This window comes from Singulisphaera photorubra (genome assembly GCF_045290345.1).
Taxonomy (GTDB): domain Bacteria; phylum Planctomycetota; class Planctomycetia; order Isosphaerales; family Isosphaeraceae; genus Singulisphaera.
Window position 1 is genome coordinate 10,104,471 of the sequence record NZ_CP155447.1, and the last position, 17,034, is coordinate 10,121,504.

13 protein-coding genes are annotated in these 17,034 nt (G+C 61.8%); 9 read left to right on the top strand and 4 right to left on the bottom strand.

Annotated elements, in window-relative coordinates; genetic code table 11:
* The first annotated feature begins 317 nt into the window (after positions 1-317).
* From V5E97_RS37760 to V5E97_RS37775, 4 genes are all read left to right on the top strand, one after another.
* On the top strand, positions 318-1,661 hold the full coding sequence (locus V5E97_RS37760; protein ID WP_406696700.1) for a sensor histidine kinase: 1,344 nt from the start codon (positions 318-320) through the stop codon (positions 1,659-1,661).
* Positions 1,658-3,064: a sigma-54-dependent transcriptional regulator gene (locus tag V5E97_RS37765; RefSeq protein WP_406696701.1), complete on the top strand. Its 1,407-nt coding sequence runs from the start codon at positions 1,658-1,660 to the stop codon at positions 3,062-3,064. The genes V5E97_RS37760 and V5E97_RS37765 overlap by 4 nt, the downstream gene beginning before the upstream one ends.
* A 76-nt stretch (positions 3,065-3,140) precedes the next feature.
* Positions 3,141-3,791, top strand: coding sequence for a hypothetical protein (locus V5E97_RS37770; protein WP_406696702.1), 651 nt, complete (start codon positions 3,141-3,143; stop codon positions 3,789-3,791).
* A gap of 435 nt (positions 3,792-4,226) precedes the next feature.
* Positions 4,227-4,967 carry a PEP-CTERM sorting domain-containing protein gene (locus tag V5E97_RS37775; protein WP_406696703.1) on the top strand — a complete coding sequence of 247 codons (741 nt, stop codon included), beginning with the start codon at positions 4,227-4,229 and terminating at the stop codon, positions 4,965-4,967.
* Positions 4,968-5,058: 91 nt separating this feature from the next.
* On the opposite strand, the gene V5E97_RS37780 is transcribed toward V5E97_RS37775, so the two are convergent.
* Both V5E97_RS37780 and V5E97_RS37785 read right to left on the bottom strand, forming a co-directional pair.
* On the bottom strand, positions 5,059-6,093 hold the full coding sequence (locus tag V5E97_RS37780; RefSeq protein WP_406696704.1) for an alpha/beta hydrolase family protein: 1,035 nt from the start codon (positions 6,091-6,093) through the stop codon (positions 5,059-5,061).
* 18 nt (positions 6,094-6,111) lie between these two features.
* Complete coding sequence (locus tag V5E97_RS37785; protein ID WP_406696705.1) at positions 6,112-7,272, bottom strand: FIST signal transduction protein; 1,161 nt, start codon at positions 7,270-7,272, stop codon at positions 6,112-6,114.
* 344 nt (positions 7,273-7,616) lie between these two features.
* Here V5E97_RS37785 and V5E97_RS37790 point away from each other — a divergent pair, with 344 nt between their 5' ends.
* From V5E97_RS37790 to lptB, 5 genes are all read left to right on the top strand, one after another.
* Positions 7,617-8,771: a hypothetical protein gene (locus V5E97_RS37790; protein WP_406696706.1), complete on the top strand. Its 1,155-nt coding sequence runs from the start codon at positions 7,617-7,619 to the stop codon at positions 8,769-8,771.
* Positions 8,772-8,851: 80 nt separating this feature from the next.
* Positions 8,852-10,657 (top strand): translation elongation factor 4, encoded by a 1,806-nt coding sequence (gene lepA / locus V5E97_RS37795; protein ID WP_406696707.1) that lies wholly within the window; start codon positions 8,852-8,854, stop codon positions 10,655-10,657.
* Between the two features lie 20 nt (positions 10,658-10,677).
* The gene (gene lepB, locus V5E97_RS37800; RefSeq protein WP_406696708.1) at positions 10,678-12,222 is read left to right on the top strand and encodes a signal peptidase I; all 1,545 of its coding nucleotides are present in this window, start codon (positions 10,678-10,680) and stop codon (positions 12,220-12,222) included.
* Between the two features lie 42 nt (positions 12,223-12,264).
* Positions 12,265-14,055 (top strand): signal peptidase I, encoded by a 1,791-nt coding sequence (gene lepB, locus V5E97_RS37805; RefSeq protein WP_406696709.1) that lies wholly within the window; start codon positions 12,265-12,267, stop codon positions 14,053-14,055.
* A 51-nt stretch (positions 14,056-14,106) separates the two neighbouring features.
* The gene (lptB, locus tag V5E97_RS37810) at positions 14,107-14,988 is read left to right on the top strand and encodes an LPS export ABC transporter ATP-binding protein (protein WP_406696711.1); all 882 of its coding nucleotides are present in this window, start codon (positions 14,107-14,109) and stop codon (positions 14,986-14,988) included.
* Positions 14,989-15,265: 277 nt separating this feature from the next.
* On the opposite strand, the gene V5E97_RS37815 is transcribed toward lptB, so the two are convergent.
* Complete coding sequence (locus tag V5E97_RS37815) at positions 15,266-15,811, bottom strand: hypothetical protein (protein WP_406696712.1); 546 nt, start codon at positions 15,809-15,811, stop codon at positions 15,266-15,268.
* Positions 15,812-15,910: 99 nt separating this feature from the next.
* Positions 15,911-16,252 (bottom strand): hypothetical protein, encoded by a 342-nt coding sequence (locus V5E97_RS37820; RefSeq protein WP_406696713.1) that lies wholly within the window; start codon positions 16,250-16,252, stop codon positions 15,911-15,913.
* Positions 16,253-17,034 lie beyond the last annotated feature (782 nt).

A 17,034-nucleotide genomic window follows, 5' to 3' on the forward strand; every position in this document is an offset into this window, starting at 1 on the left:
GGATAAACGTGGGGTCTCCCCTAGCTAGCGATAGAACGTCCAAAAGTGAAAGCGAGAGTAGAGAAACCGAATCGGTATCACTTGCCGATCCAGTGGAGATCGCCGCTTTCCACGGTCCTCGGTCGGCCTTCTCTGAGTTTTACTCGAGCATCTAACTCTCGGGTTGGAATTTGACGACAAGTTTGGTCGCAAGTCGAATGCGCTAACGACTGTCTGATGTTCGAAATTCGACAACCGGCTATAATCCTCTGTGGAAGCGCTCGGGGGCCGGCTGGAGCCGGCTGACGATCCCTCTTGCGCGACGATCTGGACGGCTGATGGCGATGCTTGCGACAACGAGAGAACGACTGAGATGGGATCTGGCCACCGAGTCGATCGTGGTCAAAATCCGCTGGTTCGGGATCGTGATGGGGTACGTCCTGGTTCAGACCAGGACAGGACTCCACAACCCGTCGGCGGTCCGAGCCTTCCTCGCGCTGGGGGCCGGCTATGCCGCGCTCGACCTCGCGTTTTACGGGATGGGGGAGGTCTTCTTCAAACGCTGGCCGCTCTTCGTGTCGCTGATGGAGTCGATCTTTATCGCCTTGCTCTGCTACCACGACACGGGGCTGACCAGCCCGTTCCGCTGGTATTACTTGCTCTCGTTAATCTGCTGCGCCATCAGGTATCGACCGACGATCGCCTGGCTCACCTTCGGCATTCACTGGCTGAGTCTCCTGGCACTGGCCTTGAGCCTGGGATTCAAGCCGGAGGAAGCGCCGGATTGGCCGCTCACACTGGCGATCATGGCCTGGGCCACCTGGGCGAGCTCATCACTCGCCTCGCTCCTGAAACGAACCGGCGAGCGACTCGAGAATCTCAATGCCGAGCTGGAAAGCCATCGCCTCGATCTCGAACGCAGGGTCGCGGAACGAACCGCTGCGTTGCGGGCCTCACAGGCCAGAGAGATCCAGCATGAGAAGCTGGCCGCGTTCGGGCTCCTGGCCGCGGGCATCGCCCATGAGGTCGGCAACCCGCTGGCGGCACTCAGCTCGCTGGTACAGATGCTCCAGAGACGAGGACCCGATCCCTACACGGCCGAGAAGCTTAGCTTGGCAGCACAACAGCTCGGGCGGATTCAGCGGACGATCCGGGAGCTCGTCGACTTCTCCAGGCCCGCGTCGACCGCGCTGGTGCGGGTCCGACCGGCAGAAGTCGTTGAGGAAGCCCTGGGAATCGCCAAATACTATCAGCGCACCAAGCAACGGGCGATCTCGACAGATCTGGCCATCGATCTCTTTCCCGTTCGCGCGGTTCGCGATCACCTGACCCAGGTCGTCCTCAACCTGGTCTTGAACGCCATCGACGCCACCGAAACTGCGGGGCGGATCCACCTGGAGGCGAGAGCCGACGACGGCTGGGTGATGTTGGCCATCGAGGACGAAGGCCGGGGCATCCCCGAATCCCTCCGCAGCCGCCTCTTCCAGCCGTTCTTTACCACGAAGCCGCACGGTACCGGATTGGGCCTGTTCGTCTGCCGGCAAATACTTGAGGAGATGGGGGGCTCATTGTCCTACGAATCCGAAGTCGGTCGGGGCTCCAAATTCACCGTCCGACTCCGCGCCGACCACCCCGAACCCGTCCTGCTTGCCGCAGGCTCTGAAAGGAGTGCGGCGCAATGATTCGAATGCAAGAAAAGCGGGATCAATCCCCAACCCAACCTAAGCCCGATCGTGGCCGCATCCTGATCGTCGATGACGAAGAGGTGCTGGCGGCGACTCTGGAAGAATTCCTCACCGGAGAGGGATTTGAGGTCGGCGTCGCCGCCGATGCACCGTCGGCCCTCGCCCTGGCCGAGCGGCTCGAGCCCGACCTGGCGCTCTGCGACGTGCAACTGCCTGGCCTCGACGGGCTCGCCCTCCTCGACCGGCTCCTCAAAATTCGACCCGATACGCTGGTGATGATGATCACCGCGTTCGCGACGGTCGAAAACGCCGTCGGAGCGTTCCAGCGCGGGGCCCACGATTACTTGATCAAGCCGGTCATCTTCGAGGAACTCCTCGTCAAGATCGATCGCTTGATGAGCTATCGCCGGCTCCTCGTCGAGAACCAGGCACTGCGGCGGCAACTCCACGCGCCGACCGACCTGGAAACCCTCGTCGGGCAGGGCGTGGCGATGAAATCGGTCAAGACGCTCATCCGCAAGGTTGGCCCCACCCGGAGCAACGTTCTGATCACCGGTGAGTCGGGCACCGGCAAGGAACTGTGCGCCCACGCCTTGCACACGCTCGGTCCCAACCCCGACTCAGCGTTCCTGGCTGTGAACTGTGCCGCGATTCCGCACGATCTGCTGGAAAACCAGCTCTTCGGGCACGTCCGAGGGGCCTTCACCGGAGCGGATCGCGACCACGCGGGTCTCTTCGTCGCAGCCGGCAAAGGGACGGTCTTTCTCGACGAGATCGGCGAACTCCCTCCGGCCACCCAGGCGAAACTGCTCCGGGCGATCGAGAACAAGGAGGTATTGCCCATCGGCGCGACCCGGACCGTTCGCGTCGAGGCGAGAGTGGTGGCGGCCACCAACAAAGATCTCCCGACCGAGGTCACCGAGAACCGGTTCCGCGCCGATCTGTATTACCGGCTCAACGTGGTGAGTATCACCATGCCCCCGCTCCGCGATCGCCGTGAAGACATCCCCGAACTCATCTCCGTGCTGCTGGCTCGACATGCGAAGCGCATGGGGAGACCTGTTGACGGGGTAGACAACAACACGATCCGCGGTTTGATGAACGCCCCCTGGAAGGGGAACGTGCGCGAACTCGACAACGCGCTGGAGCGAGCGGTCATCCTCAGCGATGGCCCCATCCTCTCACCCGACGATTTCGCCCCGGGGATCATCGAGGACCCCGCGGGGACGACGAGCGACGGAGATGACCTCCGCGCCGCACTCCGGGAGTACGAACGACAACACATTCAGCGCGTCCTGGAACAATGCGAGGACGACAAGCGCGAGGCCGCCCGCCGGCTTGGGTTGGGCCTCTCGTCACTCTACCGCAAGCTGGAAGATTTTGGTGTTCGCCCCACCTGAAATCAGGAGACCGCCTCGCGCTCCAAGTCGGACCCGCCGACGCGGGCGCGGGCGATCGTGTAGGACATGACTTCCAATGCGTTGCGCCCGATGCGATCGACTCGCCATCCCACAGGCCGTCGGATTCCTACCGGACGGCCAGGTCGTGTTCGGCTGGTGCCTCGACTGCCTTGAGGAGGCCGGCTGCACGGAAATCGAGGCCGTGTGGCGGGGCGACTCGCTCCGAGAACTGCCCCGTGTCTTGCTCCATGGGCCGACGTTGGCTTACACTGCCACAGCCCCCCCAGATCGCCGAAAGCTCCTCCTGGGGATCACTGCGCTCCTTGCGACCTGGTCGATCGTGCTGATTGTGGTGGGGATCTGGACCATCCGCCAGCAAGTGCCATCGGATCCCAGTCCACTCGGCAACGGCAGGCCGATCCTCCTTCTCGCCGGGGGAGCGGCCACGGCCGCTACATCGCTACTGCTACTGGGCCTGTCACATGGCCGCATCCTGCTGCATTCACGGCTGGCATGCTGGTGGATTCAGTCGGGAGCGTTCCTGATCGCTCTGGCCATCCTCGTTGTGGGCATCGTCTATCACGATCCGCGACGCGACCCGTTCGTCGTGGCCGCGGCGGGCCTCGCGATCGGACTTTCCATCGCGGCACACTGGCAGGAACGTCGACTGCCGACCACAACGCCACGCCTGGGGTCAACTCCCCGCAATCGGCTGCAACGCCACTGAGCCGGTGATGGCTGCGGCATCGCCGGGTCGAAACGCGTTTGCGTCACTCCAAGGCTCAAGCCGACGGACCGGGGAACCGCGTCCCTTCATTTCTACTCAATCCGCACTCGTATACAGCAATAGAGTCTCCCCATCGAACGATGCGGCAAGGGCGATCAGACGGCCATATAAGCCCCGTGGTCATTTGTGGCGAAAACGCACACGTATTCCCACAAGCTCCGTGATTGATGCCTGGAGACAGCGCATTTCTGTCGTTTACGTGGCGAATCGCCAACGCAGGCGATAGCGTCGTTGACGGAATCGAAAGGACGAACTAACTTACCACTCATCTCGATACCGTCGGAATCGATGGTTAGCGATTTCCAAATGCCGAGCAGAGGAGAGGCTATGTTTGCGGATTTTTGGTTCAGGACAAGAGCCGGAGCGACCGTGGCGATGCGTCGCCTCGTCATCGTTTCGGCAGTGGCCCTGGCCTGGGCCTCGAGCACGGCGGTTGCGGCCCCAACGCAGTTTGCGCAGTTTACCAACAACGGCGCAAACGACGCGGCCAACGGGTTCCGCTGGACGAACTACGATAACTTCGTCACCACCTTCGACACCGTGAACGGTGGTGCGGCGGTCGATTTCACTTTCACAAACGTTCCGGGGCTTTCCGCACAGCTCCAAGGCCCGCAGGCCGCCCGCATCCGATTTGACACCGGTTCAAACGTGAGCGGCCAGGAGTTGTTTGGCCAACTGAATCAGCCACTGACCGCGCCGATCTCGATCCTTATTATTCGAGATACCCAGGCCGATACGGGCAACAACAACCGGCAGAACCTGCTCACGGTGACGGTGACTCCCGCCTCGAGCACGGCGTTGCTGTCAGGCCAGAACGGCTCGGCATCGCTGAATGCCTCTTCCCCCGGGCAAATCATCACGTTCAGCTCGGACTTCTATGATTTCTCGAACGTTACGGCAAGCGGGATGGGGATCACCTTCAGCGGGATTCTTCCCGGGCTCTCATTCAGCACCGAGAGTGGACGAAGCATGCTGAACTCGTTCACCGCCGCCGGTGTGGGCAGCTTCACCGCCGACCTCACGGCCGTGCCCGAGCCGGGCAGCCTGGCGCTGATGGGAATCAGTGGTCTCGTCCTCTGCGGCGTTCGCTTCCGGGGCACCCGCCGCAAGCCTTGAGCTCGATCGTTCTCACTCGCCTGGTACCAACCCACACAACGGTAGTGCGCCCGAGTCTTTGACTCGGGCGTTTTTTTTGATTCCCCTTCGATCAGGTGGTTTCAGAGCGGAGGAACCAATCGAGCCACTGGTACGAACGTTCCTGGGCTACGGCCGGGAAGGCGTGCCCTTGGCGATGGTTAAAGAGCCCGACCGCGTCCGCAGCGCCGGTGAGTGACCAGACCGGGGTGACGGCGTCGATGTACGGCCAACTCGCATCACCGTCGGCGGAGTCGCCGCCGATCAGGAGGAAGGCACGAGGAGCGATGAGAGCGAGCACCTGGGCATTGTCGAGGGGGAAGCCCGGGCGGCGAATGGCCTCGCCGAGATACCACGAAGCCTCCCAGTTGGAGTACGTGAGGCCGATCCCTCCTTCACTGGAGACCGTGGCCCGAATCCTTGGGTCGAAGGCCGCGAGGTAAAACGCCTCTTTCGCCCCCAACGAGTGACCGATCGCGCCAATCCGTTTGGGGTCCACGTCGTCCTGGCCCGCGAGAATATCGACCGCTCGGATGGCGTCAAAGAGCATCTTGCCCATCCCGGTCACGTTCGGATGGCGCCCATGGAGCCATTCGACAGCCTGGACCAGGCGATTGCCGCGGCTGTATTGCCAGAGGAAGCAGCGCGGAGAGAACGTCACGTAACCGCGCCGGGCGAGGTGCATGCCGATGTGCTTGTCGGCCGTCCCTTCCAGGCCCGCGGGCTGGCGGATCGTGTACGCGACCGTCGAATGGAGCACCACGGCACCGGGTCGGCCTCGGCCGGGGGCTTCGGGCCGCAAGAGGTAGCCTTCAATCGGCAAGCCAGGTTCAGCTTCGTAGCGAACCAGTTGGCGGAGGACCCCGTCCACCTTGTCCTCTTCGAGCACCGTCAACGCAGGGCGGGCTCGCGGTGCCGCGATCGTGCCCATGAAGGTCTTCCAGCGGCCGGCGAGTTCCGCGCGGCGCTGGTCCCAGGCCTCGATCGTCTGGATCGGTTGATGTTGGGCGTCGAACAGCAACGGGGCCGGTCGCACGGCCGTTTTGGGGATCACGGCCGGCGGCTGTTGGACCTCGGCGAGCCAGGCAGGTCGGGAGGGGTTGAGCATGGGTCGAGCGTCTCGGTGTTAGGCGGACGGGGAACTCGGCTCTTCGAACAGCACGACACTGGCCGTGTAGCCATGGACGAAATTCTGACCACCGACCGGTCCGAGTTCCCCCATGGCGAAGAAACCAGCAGTCGGGATTGCGGGAAAGACGTTCTGAAGCAAGGCAATATCGTGGTGAGGCTGGCTGAAAAGACGGGTGCCCCGCCCGTTGCAGGTGAACAGCAAGGCCCCTCGAACGTTGGACTCGGGATGAAGGATTCGCTCCTTCTCGAGGAGAGCGCGGAGATCTTCATCGGCCGTTTCTTCGTCGCGGACGTGAAACTGAACGGTCTGACCGACCTTCACACGATCCGTGATGGCGATCCCACCGACCTCATCAGCGCCGAGGACGTTGTGGACCAGAAAGTCACCCCGCTGGAACGACTCCTGGTACTCGTTGATCACGCGGCCGACGTGAAGTCCGTGCTGGACTCGATGCTGATCGGCCGGCGGGAGGGTCGCAAACAGCTCACCCAGCACTTCGAGCGCCGGGCGGCGGCCGAGCTCACGGATCAGATTCTGTTCGGCCTTGGTGACGACGTACGGCCGGCCAATCGGGCGGCAGCCCTGGCTGACAATGGTCCGGAGGACGATTGCCCCCTCCAGACTGATGGCAACGGCTCCATCCTCGAAGATTTCTCCGTCGAGAATCAAGCGATTCTTTCCGGGAACGTTTCCCCCACTCGCCATCCCGCCGCTCACCCGAAGGCCGGGGAGCTCGCCGTTCATCCGGAGCAAGAATTGATCCGCGGGAAAGGAGAAGGGATCCCCCAGGAGCAGCAAGGACGAACCGCCGGCCGTTGGCATCCCGGAAAACTCACCGTCTTCAAACGTCAGACGCAACGGCTTCAGATCCACGTTGGGCAGGTGAGCCGACCAGAGACCAAGTGCGGCGGAGCCCTCGACCTCTTGCCCCTCCGCGACGATCGATTCCCCGGTGCAGCCCAGCACGTGACGTCCGAGCCCTCGGGATTGGATCATCTCGGTGATCTTTTCCAGTCCGGCAGCGTGCTGGGGCGAGGCGAAGACCAGGGCGAGGTCCGCCTGTGCCCCCTCCATCAACCCGGCTGCGCGCTCGACAACCTCCTGAATCGCCGCCTCGGTGTTCGTCGTTGTCGAAAGCGCCGAGACGCATTTCATGGAAAAGTTCCTTCGATTCCTCTAAGGGGCGGGTCGCAGTCAATTTTATGCCGCGATGATTGTAACGTCGGAGTTTCTCGACACGATAGGTTGTGGCGCCGATCGGTTGGCGTTCCACTCCGTTCCGACCGAAATTCAGCGGTAAGTTGTGCTTAACGTTCGCCAGCCCATCCGATATAATGGAAATATCGAAAGAAGTCGCTCGCCCTAATGCCCCCACTCCGCGCCCCCAGAGTTTGCCGCGTCGTTCTCGGAGCAAGAGGAGCACTCGGTGCGGTGGATCGAGATCCGGCGTCGCGATCCTTTCTCTCACGCTCCGACTCGGGCCTAGGGTAAGACGTCTCATGAGCGGTCATGACCCTCGCTCTCCCCTCCGCTCTCTCCCCTGGGGCCTCCTGGGGATGTTCGCGCTGATCCTTGCCGTCGAAGCCTTTGCGGCAGATCACGAAAGCGACCTGTTCTTGAAGATTGACGCCTGGACCTGGAGACAGACGGGTCGACGTGCCGAACGCTCGGTTTCAAAGCCTCGAGTCGTCTGCCTCGGAGATAGCCTGGTTCAAGTCGGCATCGCCTCGCCGCTCGTCGAAAAGCACGCAGGGCTATCGACCTGTAACCTTGCAATCAGTGGCGGCCAGCCGGCGTCGAGCTATTTCCTGCTCCGCCGACTCCTTGAGGCAGGGGGACGTCCCGACGCCTTGGTTGTCGACTTCTTCCCACGGCACTTGCAACAATCGCCGCTCAACGGCCTTGATCCCTGGACAGCCCTCTCCACGTGGGGCGAAATCGTCGACCTGGCCCGGGCTGGTCGAGATGCCGAGTTTCTGGGCCGAGTCGCTCTGGCGAAACTCCTCCCGACCGTCCGAGCGCGGCCGGAAATTCGTGCGAATCTCCTGGCTGCGTTGAACGGCGAGGACCAGAGTGACCGCCAGCATGTTCCCCCGTTCTTACGGCGCAACCTCGAGGTCAATCAAGGGGGGCTACTCTGTCCCCCGATCTCGACTCCGGCGTTCGACACAGACCTGGAGGCCTGGTCAAAGACTTACTTTCCCGCCGACTGGTCTTGCGACCCGGTGAATGATGCATACATCCGACGTTTATTGACCCTGGCCGCATCCCGTGAGATCCAGGTATACTGGTTGCTTCCACCCATCCAGCCGGCGCTTCAGCAGCGTTGCGAGCAGACTGGCTTCGATGCGCGGCACCTGAAATTTGTCCGAGGCTTCCAGGCCGAATTCTCGAACGTAACCGTCCTCGACGGTCGCCACGCCAACTATGATCCCAAGGTTTTCTTCGACCCTCATCACCTGGCCCGGGACGGCGCGGCCGTCTTCAGCTTCGACGTCGCGAAAATACTCCGCCGCTCGATCAACGCCGACCGGACGCTCCCGCGTTGGGTCGATTTACCCACTTACGGAAATCGCCGGATTGACGGACCACTCGAGGATGTCGAACAATCGAGAATGGCCGCGAAGCTCGAGAGAGCGAAGCGGTTCCATTAGCCTCACGGCGCTCCTTCGATCGTGTTGACGACCTCGGCCCCTTGTTCGCGGCAGACTCTCTTACTTTTGGATCCTTGTCTATGGCCCTCGACCCCAAATTTATTCGCAATTTTTCGATCGTGGCGCACATCGATCACGGCAAGAGCACGCTGGCTGACCAGCTCTTGCTCCAGTCGGGGGCGATCACCCAACGCGAGTTTCGCGAGCAGCTCCTGGATGACATGGACCTGGAGCGTGAACGCGGGATCACGATCAAAGCGCGAGCGGTCGCGATCAATTATGTGCTAGACGGCCAAACGTATGAATTGAACCTGATCGACACCCCGGGCCACGTCGACTTCCACTACGAAGTCTCACGGAGCCTGGCGGCCTGCGAGGGGGCAATCCTGCTCGTCGACGCCACCCAAGGGGTCCAGGCTCAAACGGTTGCCAACGCCTATCTGGCGATCGCCGGCGACCTGGCAATCGTCCCCGTGCTGAATAAGATCGACATGCAGGCGGCCCGGCCCGACGAGATCCGCGAAGAGATCATGGCCACCCTCGGGATCGACCCCGACGACGTGCTGGCCATCAGTGCCAAGACGGGACTGGGCGTGCCGGAGGTCTTCCGGGCCATCATCGATCGCGTCCCCGCCCCCGCCGGAGATCCGACCGCTCCGCTTCGCGCCCTGATCTTCGACTCGAAGTTCGATGACTACCAAGGAGTCATCATTTACGTTCGAGTCGTCGACGGCGCTCTTCGGGTCGGCCAGAAGGTTCGCCTCATGGCCGGGGGCACCGAGCATGAGGTCATCGGCCTGGGCCGGTTCCGCCCGCACTCAGTCGCGTGCGACGAGCTTGGGGTCGGCCAGGTCGGCTATGTGCACGCCAACATCAAGAAGCTCGCCGACGTGAACATCGGCGACACGCTCACCGAATCGCCCCGAGGGGCCCAGATCGCCCTTCCCGGTTATCAGGAACCGGTCCCCGTCGTCTTTTGCGGGCTCTTCCCAGCCACGCATAACCAGTTCGAGGACCTCAGAACCGCGCTTCAGAAGCTCGCGCTCAACGACTCGAGCTTCTCGTTCGAACCCGAAACCTCCGACGCCCTCGGGTTCGGCTTCCGTTGCGGCTTCCTGGGCATGCTCCACATGGAGATCGTCCAGCAGAGGCTCGAGCGCGAGAGTAATCTCGCCCTGGTGCAGACGGCCCCGAACGTGACCTACGAGATCCTCGACAAACGAGGGGCGACGACACTCGTCTCCAACCCGACCCGAATCCCGGACCCAGGGGAGATCGAGGAATTCCGCGAACCCGTCGCCAAGGTCAGCTTCATTCTCCCGTCCGATTCCATCGGCGCCATCATGCAGCTCTGTGAGGACCGCCGCGGCACGTACTTGAAAACCGAGTACATGACGCCGACTCGCGCGATCTTGACCTATGAACTGCCTCTGGCCGAAATGATTTATGACCTCTACGATAAATTGAAGAGCGCGACTCGCGGCTACGGCACCATGGACTACGAGCTGATCGGGTATCGCGCCAGCGACCTCTGCCGGCTCGACATCCTGGTGGCCGGATCCAAGGTGGACGCCCTCTCGATCGTCGTCCACCGCGCTCACGCCGATCGTCGCGGGCGCAAACTGGTCCGCAAGCTCCGCGCGGAGATCGACCGCCACCAGTTCGAGGTTGCGATTCAGGCCGCCATTGGCACCCGAGTTGTGGCCCGGGAGACGATCTCGGCCCTCCGCAAGAACGTGACGGCGAAGTGCTACGGCGGCGATATTTCTCGAAAAAGAAAGCTGCTCGAAAAGCAAAAAGAAGGCAAGAAGCGTATGAAACAGATCGGGAACGTCGAGATCTCGCAGGAGGCCTTCCTCTCCGTCCTCGACGACGGGGAAGAATAAGGCAAGTGCGGGGGAGAGAGTTGATCGCCCCGACGGCGTTCGGCGCGGCCTCGGCTTCACGATCCCTGTCTTCCCCACACGACCATTTCGACGGACTCGTCGCAGCAACGCCTATGAGCCCACTCATCGCCGACCAGGTCAAGCCACGCGTTGTCACCCTCCGCTCCGGGTTCGTGCGCCAGACCATCGAGTTCCTGATCGCCCTCAGCCTCGCCATCATGGTCTTCCGGACCTTCACCGCCGAAGCCTACGTGGTGCCGACTGGCTCGATGGCGCCCACCCTCCTCGGCAATCACGAGGAGGTGGCCTGCCCAAGCTGTGGGATCCGATTCGCCCTCGGAATCGATGAGGACGGGCGGGCGGGCCAGCCCGTCTGCCCCAATTGCGGCGAAGATAAGCTCGACGGCGTGCCGATCGTCCCCTGCAGCGGCGATCGGCTGCTGGTTCAGAAGGGGCTCTATGACTTCAAGCGTCCGAGACGCTGGGAAGTCGCCGTGTTCCACTTTCCCGCCGAACCGACTCAAGCCTACGTCAAGCGAGTCGTCGGATTGCCCGGCGAATCGATCCAGATCTTGCGTGGCGACATCTATATCAACGGCAAGATCGCCCGCAAATCGCTCCAGGAACAGCGTGCGATCCGTATCCCGGTCTACGACTCACAATACGTCTCTCAGGACGCAAACCGGGTCCCACGCTTTATTTTCCGTCATGGTCGACCTCAGAGCGGCCTGACCAGTGCCTGGCGGACGGAGGGTCCGCTGCTGATTCACGACCCGGCCGAGGCGACCGAGAACGCGACGGATTGGGTCGAGTACCGACACCGCGACCCCGACCGGGCGCAGTACACCCCGATCTATGACTTCAACCCCTACAACGGCGGGGAACTGCGCGGCGAAAACCGGGTGCCCGACCTGATGCTCGAGGCCCGCCTGATCGTGGGGAACGATGTCCCGACGGTGGATGTCCGCCTGAATTCGGGGGCGGACCGGTTCTTGATCACACTCCCATTCCACGAAGACGCGCTTCCCCAAGTCCGGCGCAACAATCAGGCGGTCGCTCTCGCCCACGCCGTCCCGATCCCATCCACGCCAGGCACGCCTCCAAGTTCGAGAGTCCTGGAAGCCTCGATCATGGACCACCGGCTCTCGGTCTCGCTGGACGGCGTCCCGCTATTCGACCCGGTCGACTACGACAATCCGGCGGTCGGCTACGGCTCGGACGTGAGCCCAATCGGGGTTGGTGTCCGGCGTGGCTCCCTGACGATCGAGCGTTTCAAGGTTTTCCGCGACGTCTATTACACGAGCGCACTGGCCAACACACCGAAGCGGCCGTTCGGCGTCGATGAACCTTACAAGCTCGGCCTGGACTCGTTCTTTGTCCTCGGTGACAACAGTTCCGTCTCGAACGACTCCCGATTCTGGTCCTCCAGTCCGGTCGTGCGCGGCGACCTCTTTCTGGGCAAGCCGTTCCTGGTCCATCTGCCGGGCCAGGTGGTTCCTCTCAAGGTCTTTGGCCGATCCGTGTACTGGGTTCCCGATCCTCGTGAAATTCGTTACATTCGATAGCAAGTCTGAACGCCTTGGCCGAACCAGCGGGGATATTCGACGATGAACCGGAGCTATGCGACTCGCCACGACGTGGTGAGTCCCGACGCGAAGCCCAAGGAAGCGAAGAAGGAAGGCCACCGCGAGACGATCGAGGCCATCGTCGTCGCCATGATCCTGGCGCTTCTGGTCCGTGGGTTCGAGGCCGAGGCCTTCGTCATCCCGACAGGCTCGATGGCGCCGACCTTGATGGGTCGTCACAAAGAGGTGACCTGTCCGCAGTGCAAGTTCGTCTATTCGGTCAACGCCTCCGGTGAAGAGGGCGGCGGTGCCCCCCCGCTCGGCATCGGCGGATTCCGGTTCCGCGCCAACGCGGAAGGACGACCGGGTTCCCGGGTCGTGGCGGGAACGTGCGTCAACTGCCGATTTCATGCCGACCTGAGCGGCGAGCCGACGTTCAACGGCGATCGCATCCTCGTCATGAAGTTCAACTACGACATGCCCTTCCTCCCCGGCGCCTCTGAGCCCGAGCGGTGGGATGTCGTCGTCTTCCGATATCCCGAGGAACCCGAGGTCAGCTACATCAAGCGGCTCGTGGGCCTACCGGGTGAGAATCTGCGCATCTCGCATGGCAACATCTATATCAAGCGAGCGGGCAGCAAGGACTACGAGATCGCCCGAAAGCCGGTCAAGCATCAACAAGCGATGGCCATGATGGTCTACGACGATCGCCATCGCGCGGCGGCGATGTGGAACAAGCCGGAATGGCTGCGATGGACGTCGACCACGCCCACCACCTGGAAGGAAGGGGTGGTGGGATCGTACTCGGTCTCCGCGAAACCGGGCGAGGTCGCTGAACTTCGCTATCGGAACCTCGTGCCCGATCCGGAGCAGTGGGACGCGATCGTCAACGATCAGGAGCTGCCCCGTAAGCCGCAATCGACGCTGATCACCGACTTCTATTCCTACAACACCAACCAATCGACGAACTCGCGGAATGACGACGTCGCCCTCGCGCATCCCGATTGGGTCGGCGACCTGAGCCTTTCAACCCGGCTTGAGGTGAAAGAGGCCAAGGGAGTCGTCCAGTTCGAGCTCGTCGAGGGAGGGGTCAGAAATCAGGCCGAGATCAACCTGGCGGACGGGATCGTCAAGCTCCTCCGCGACGGGAAAGTGCTCAGCCAGGACAAGGCGACCGCGTCCGTCGGCGTCGGCTCGCATGTGGTTCACTTCGCCAACTTCGATAACCGCCTGTCACTGGTCGTCGATGGCAAAGCCATCTTTGGTGATGGTCTGGCCTATGACGACGGAGCGGAAACCCTCGTGCTTCCGACCGTCGCCGACCTTGCTCCCGCGGCCGTCCGCGCCGAAGGGGCTTCGATTGGCGTGAGCGACCTTGTCTTGAAACGCGATATCTACTATACCCTCACCCCTGGGCATCACGACTACGATCGTTTCTGGGACGAAGCCTATACTCCGACAACGACGGTGGAGTTGTTCGACAACCTGGCCAATCCTTCGCGATTTGCCTTTTTGGCCAACCTGCCGCCGAAGGACTACCAGATCGGCGAGAATCGGTTCCTCATGCTCGGGGACAACAGCCCGATGAGTCGGGACAGCCGAGGGTGGAACAACGCGGACCGCCGGAATTCGAGCTACGAGATCGATGAACCGGGTGCCGGCTGGGATACGTCGAATCGGGAGAGTTGGGAAGTTCCCAGGAACTTGCTGACCGGGAAAGCCTTTTTTGTCTACTGGCCGCACGGAAAGCCGTTTGGGCCGGACATTCGTCTGAGTCCCGATTTTCGCGTCCCGTTCCGGCCTTACGTTGAACGGATGAAGTGGATTCGCTGACCGCCGGATGCGGTCCAATGGCCCTCCTTGGGCTTCACGGAGGATCGGCCCATGGCCTTGCTGGAAGTCCGCGGCTTAGAGAAATGGTACGGACGCCGCCAGGTCGTCAATGGCGTAACCTTCGACGTCTCGCGAGGCGAGGTGGTCGGTCTGCTCGGTCCCAACGGAGCGGGCAAGACCACCAGCTTCCGCATGACCATCGGCTTGATCAATGCCGACGGCGGCAAGGTCACGTTTGACGGCCGTGATGTCACGAACATGCCGATGTACCAGCGGGCTCGGCTCGGGATGGGCTACCTCGCCCAGGATTCGAGCGTCTTCAAGCAACTCTCCGTTGAAGACAACCTGATGGCGATCCTCCAAACGCTCCCGAAGCTGAACCGCAGGCAGCGGATCGATCGGCAGAACGAACTCCTCGACCAGTTCGGGCTCGTCCACATTCGCAGGACCAAGGCCAATCGCGTCTCGGGCGGCGAACGAAGACGGCTCGAAATCGCGCGTTCGTTGATCACCGACCCGAAGCTCATCATGCTTGACGAGCCGTTCGCGGGCATCGATCCCAAGACCGTCAATGAGATCCAGGACTCGATCCGCGAGTTGGCCGTCCGGTACAACCTCGGCATCCTCCTGACCGACCACAACTTCCGCGAGACGATCGAAGTCACCGATCGAAGCTACCTGATTCGCGAAGGGCAGGTCTTCGCCTACGGATCTCCGCGCGAAGTGCTCCTCAACCCCGACGTCCGCCGTTACTACCTCGGCGAACGCTTCGACGCCGGTCACTTGCTCGATCAAATCCAGCGCCGGAGCCTCCAAAACGATCATCCGGCCCAGGATCCCAACGAGGTGGTCATCGACCACATCGACGTGGATACCCGTCTCACCCCCCGAGATGATGGACTGAACGGCCCCGTGATTCCGCCGCCTCGATAATCAACCGAGGCGGAAGGCACCTGCTCCCAGTCTTCGCCGCACAGGGCCCTTGTCGCTGAAACGCGAGCGGCCATGGCATCATCGTCGGCCCAACAATTCCCGTAGGGTGGGCACGGCCCACCATCTTAACTCCTGCTTTGACAAAGGGATAGGAATGGTGGGCCGTGCCCACCCTACGGGAAAAATCGGAGACGAGCCGCTGATCAATCGCGAATCGTTGATAAGTTTATCACGGGTTTGGTGAAACAGTACGTAGGCCATGCCCACCCTCTCGACGTCACGGAAGTTCCATCCCACCCCCCTCCAGCGTTGGTACGATCACGAGCTGAGGTGTCGCGCTTTCGCCGCCCACGGTCACAGTCATCGTGTAGGCGGTTCGCTCGTTGAGCTCAGGACGGACACATCCGTCATGCCAGTACGAGGCGTGCTGATAGGATTGGGTCAGCACCCACTCTTTCAGAGCACCAGAAGCAGAACAGACCCTCCTGCCACGGTCGTCGGCGATCGTGACTGCCATCCAGGTTTTCCCAGTCCTCATCGCATCGAAGTCCTCGTCATCGACGAGCCGACGGCCGACTACCTCGAACGTCAAGTAGAGCGATTCGGGCGGTAGCCCCCTGAGTCTGTAGACGTGCGGCCGGCCCGCTGCCAGCTCCATCTGAGGGAGCCTGATCCGGTATCGAGGATAAGACCAGAACCCTCTGTCCGTGATCGTCCCGTCCCCTTGGTAACGGCTCACCGTGTAGGGCAGGGCCAGCCATCCGAGGAACAAAACGGCAACCGCTAACCACCGCACAGTGAGCCGGACACAAGGGCGCCTCATGGCCGAGTCCTCAAGCGGGGTCGGCTGGCAATTCTCGCCTCGACTCAAATCGATGCGCCGATGCCCGCGCCGTCTCCAAGCCAGGAATTACCTGCCAGATCAGACGAGGAGCAGCAGAAGCAGGAGAACAAGAGCGCCGAAGCCGATGGCCGATGCGCCAAGCCCTTGCGCAAGTCTCGAACTCTCTTCTCGGGCGCGGGCTCCCCACCCCAGGCCGACGGCAAGGATGCCCAGCACCAGTTGAGCAAGAGAGAAAGCACCAGCGTAGGAGTCCATACGTTGGGCCAACACCGGGTCGCTTAAGATCACTGCGGCAATCCCACGCGTTGCGAACGTTCCATATCCAAACCAAGCCATCAGGCCGACCAGCGCGGAGGAGACCCCGAACACTCCGAGGACGAACGGCCGGTTCCAAAAAGATGAACCTTTCGCTCGCAGCATGGCTCCGCCTGTTGAACGAGGCTCTTGCAAGTGTCCGCGCTCCCAATCAGAGGATGCGTTTTGGATACCCCACGAGTTGGGAAAAAGTGATCCACATCAGTGCGTCCCATCGGGTGGCGCTACCAGCGGACGAGTTCGAGCTCGCTCATCAAGGTCATCACGTGTAAACGGACCAGATTCCGGTGCACCTGGAGTGAGCCGCGTGGCAGAATTCGACGGCGAGGAGAGGTATCGCATCGTGTCGAGAAGTCCGTCATTACTGCTTGCGCGGAAGAGAACGATACGCGACGTAACAAACATTAACCGTTCATCCACAAATCCGTCGCCATCACAATCTCGGTAAACGGACGAAACTCGATAGTCTATCGGATTGTATTCAATCCACATGTCATTTGAAGACCGATTGGAGGTCGCGCCGGCACTCCATCGGCAACTTAGTTGCTCTCGCGGCCTGTATGCCTTCTCGAGACTGGACCAGAGATTGAACGCAACGCAGAGCCCCACGGCTATGACGGCAATCGCCGCCATCAACCATCGCACCGTGAACCGTGAGCGGGGCCATCTCATCGCCAGGCCTCAAGGTCGGTCGACAAGCCTCGTTGATGCTTGGCCCGAGACACTCATCGGCGCTTCGGTCAGAGATCGAACGATCTCTTTGCATCATACATCACGATACAGTCTTTCTAAGACGCCTTCGCTTCCTTCCTAACCAGCATTCCGGAAGTCGTGCCTTCGTTCAGCGTCATTCCTCATCATGGGTCAGACGGAACCCGCCTTGAAAC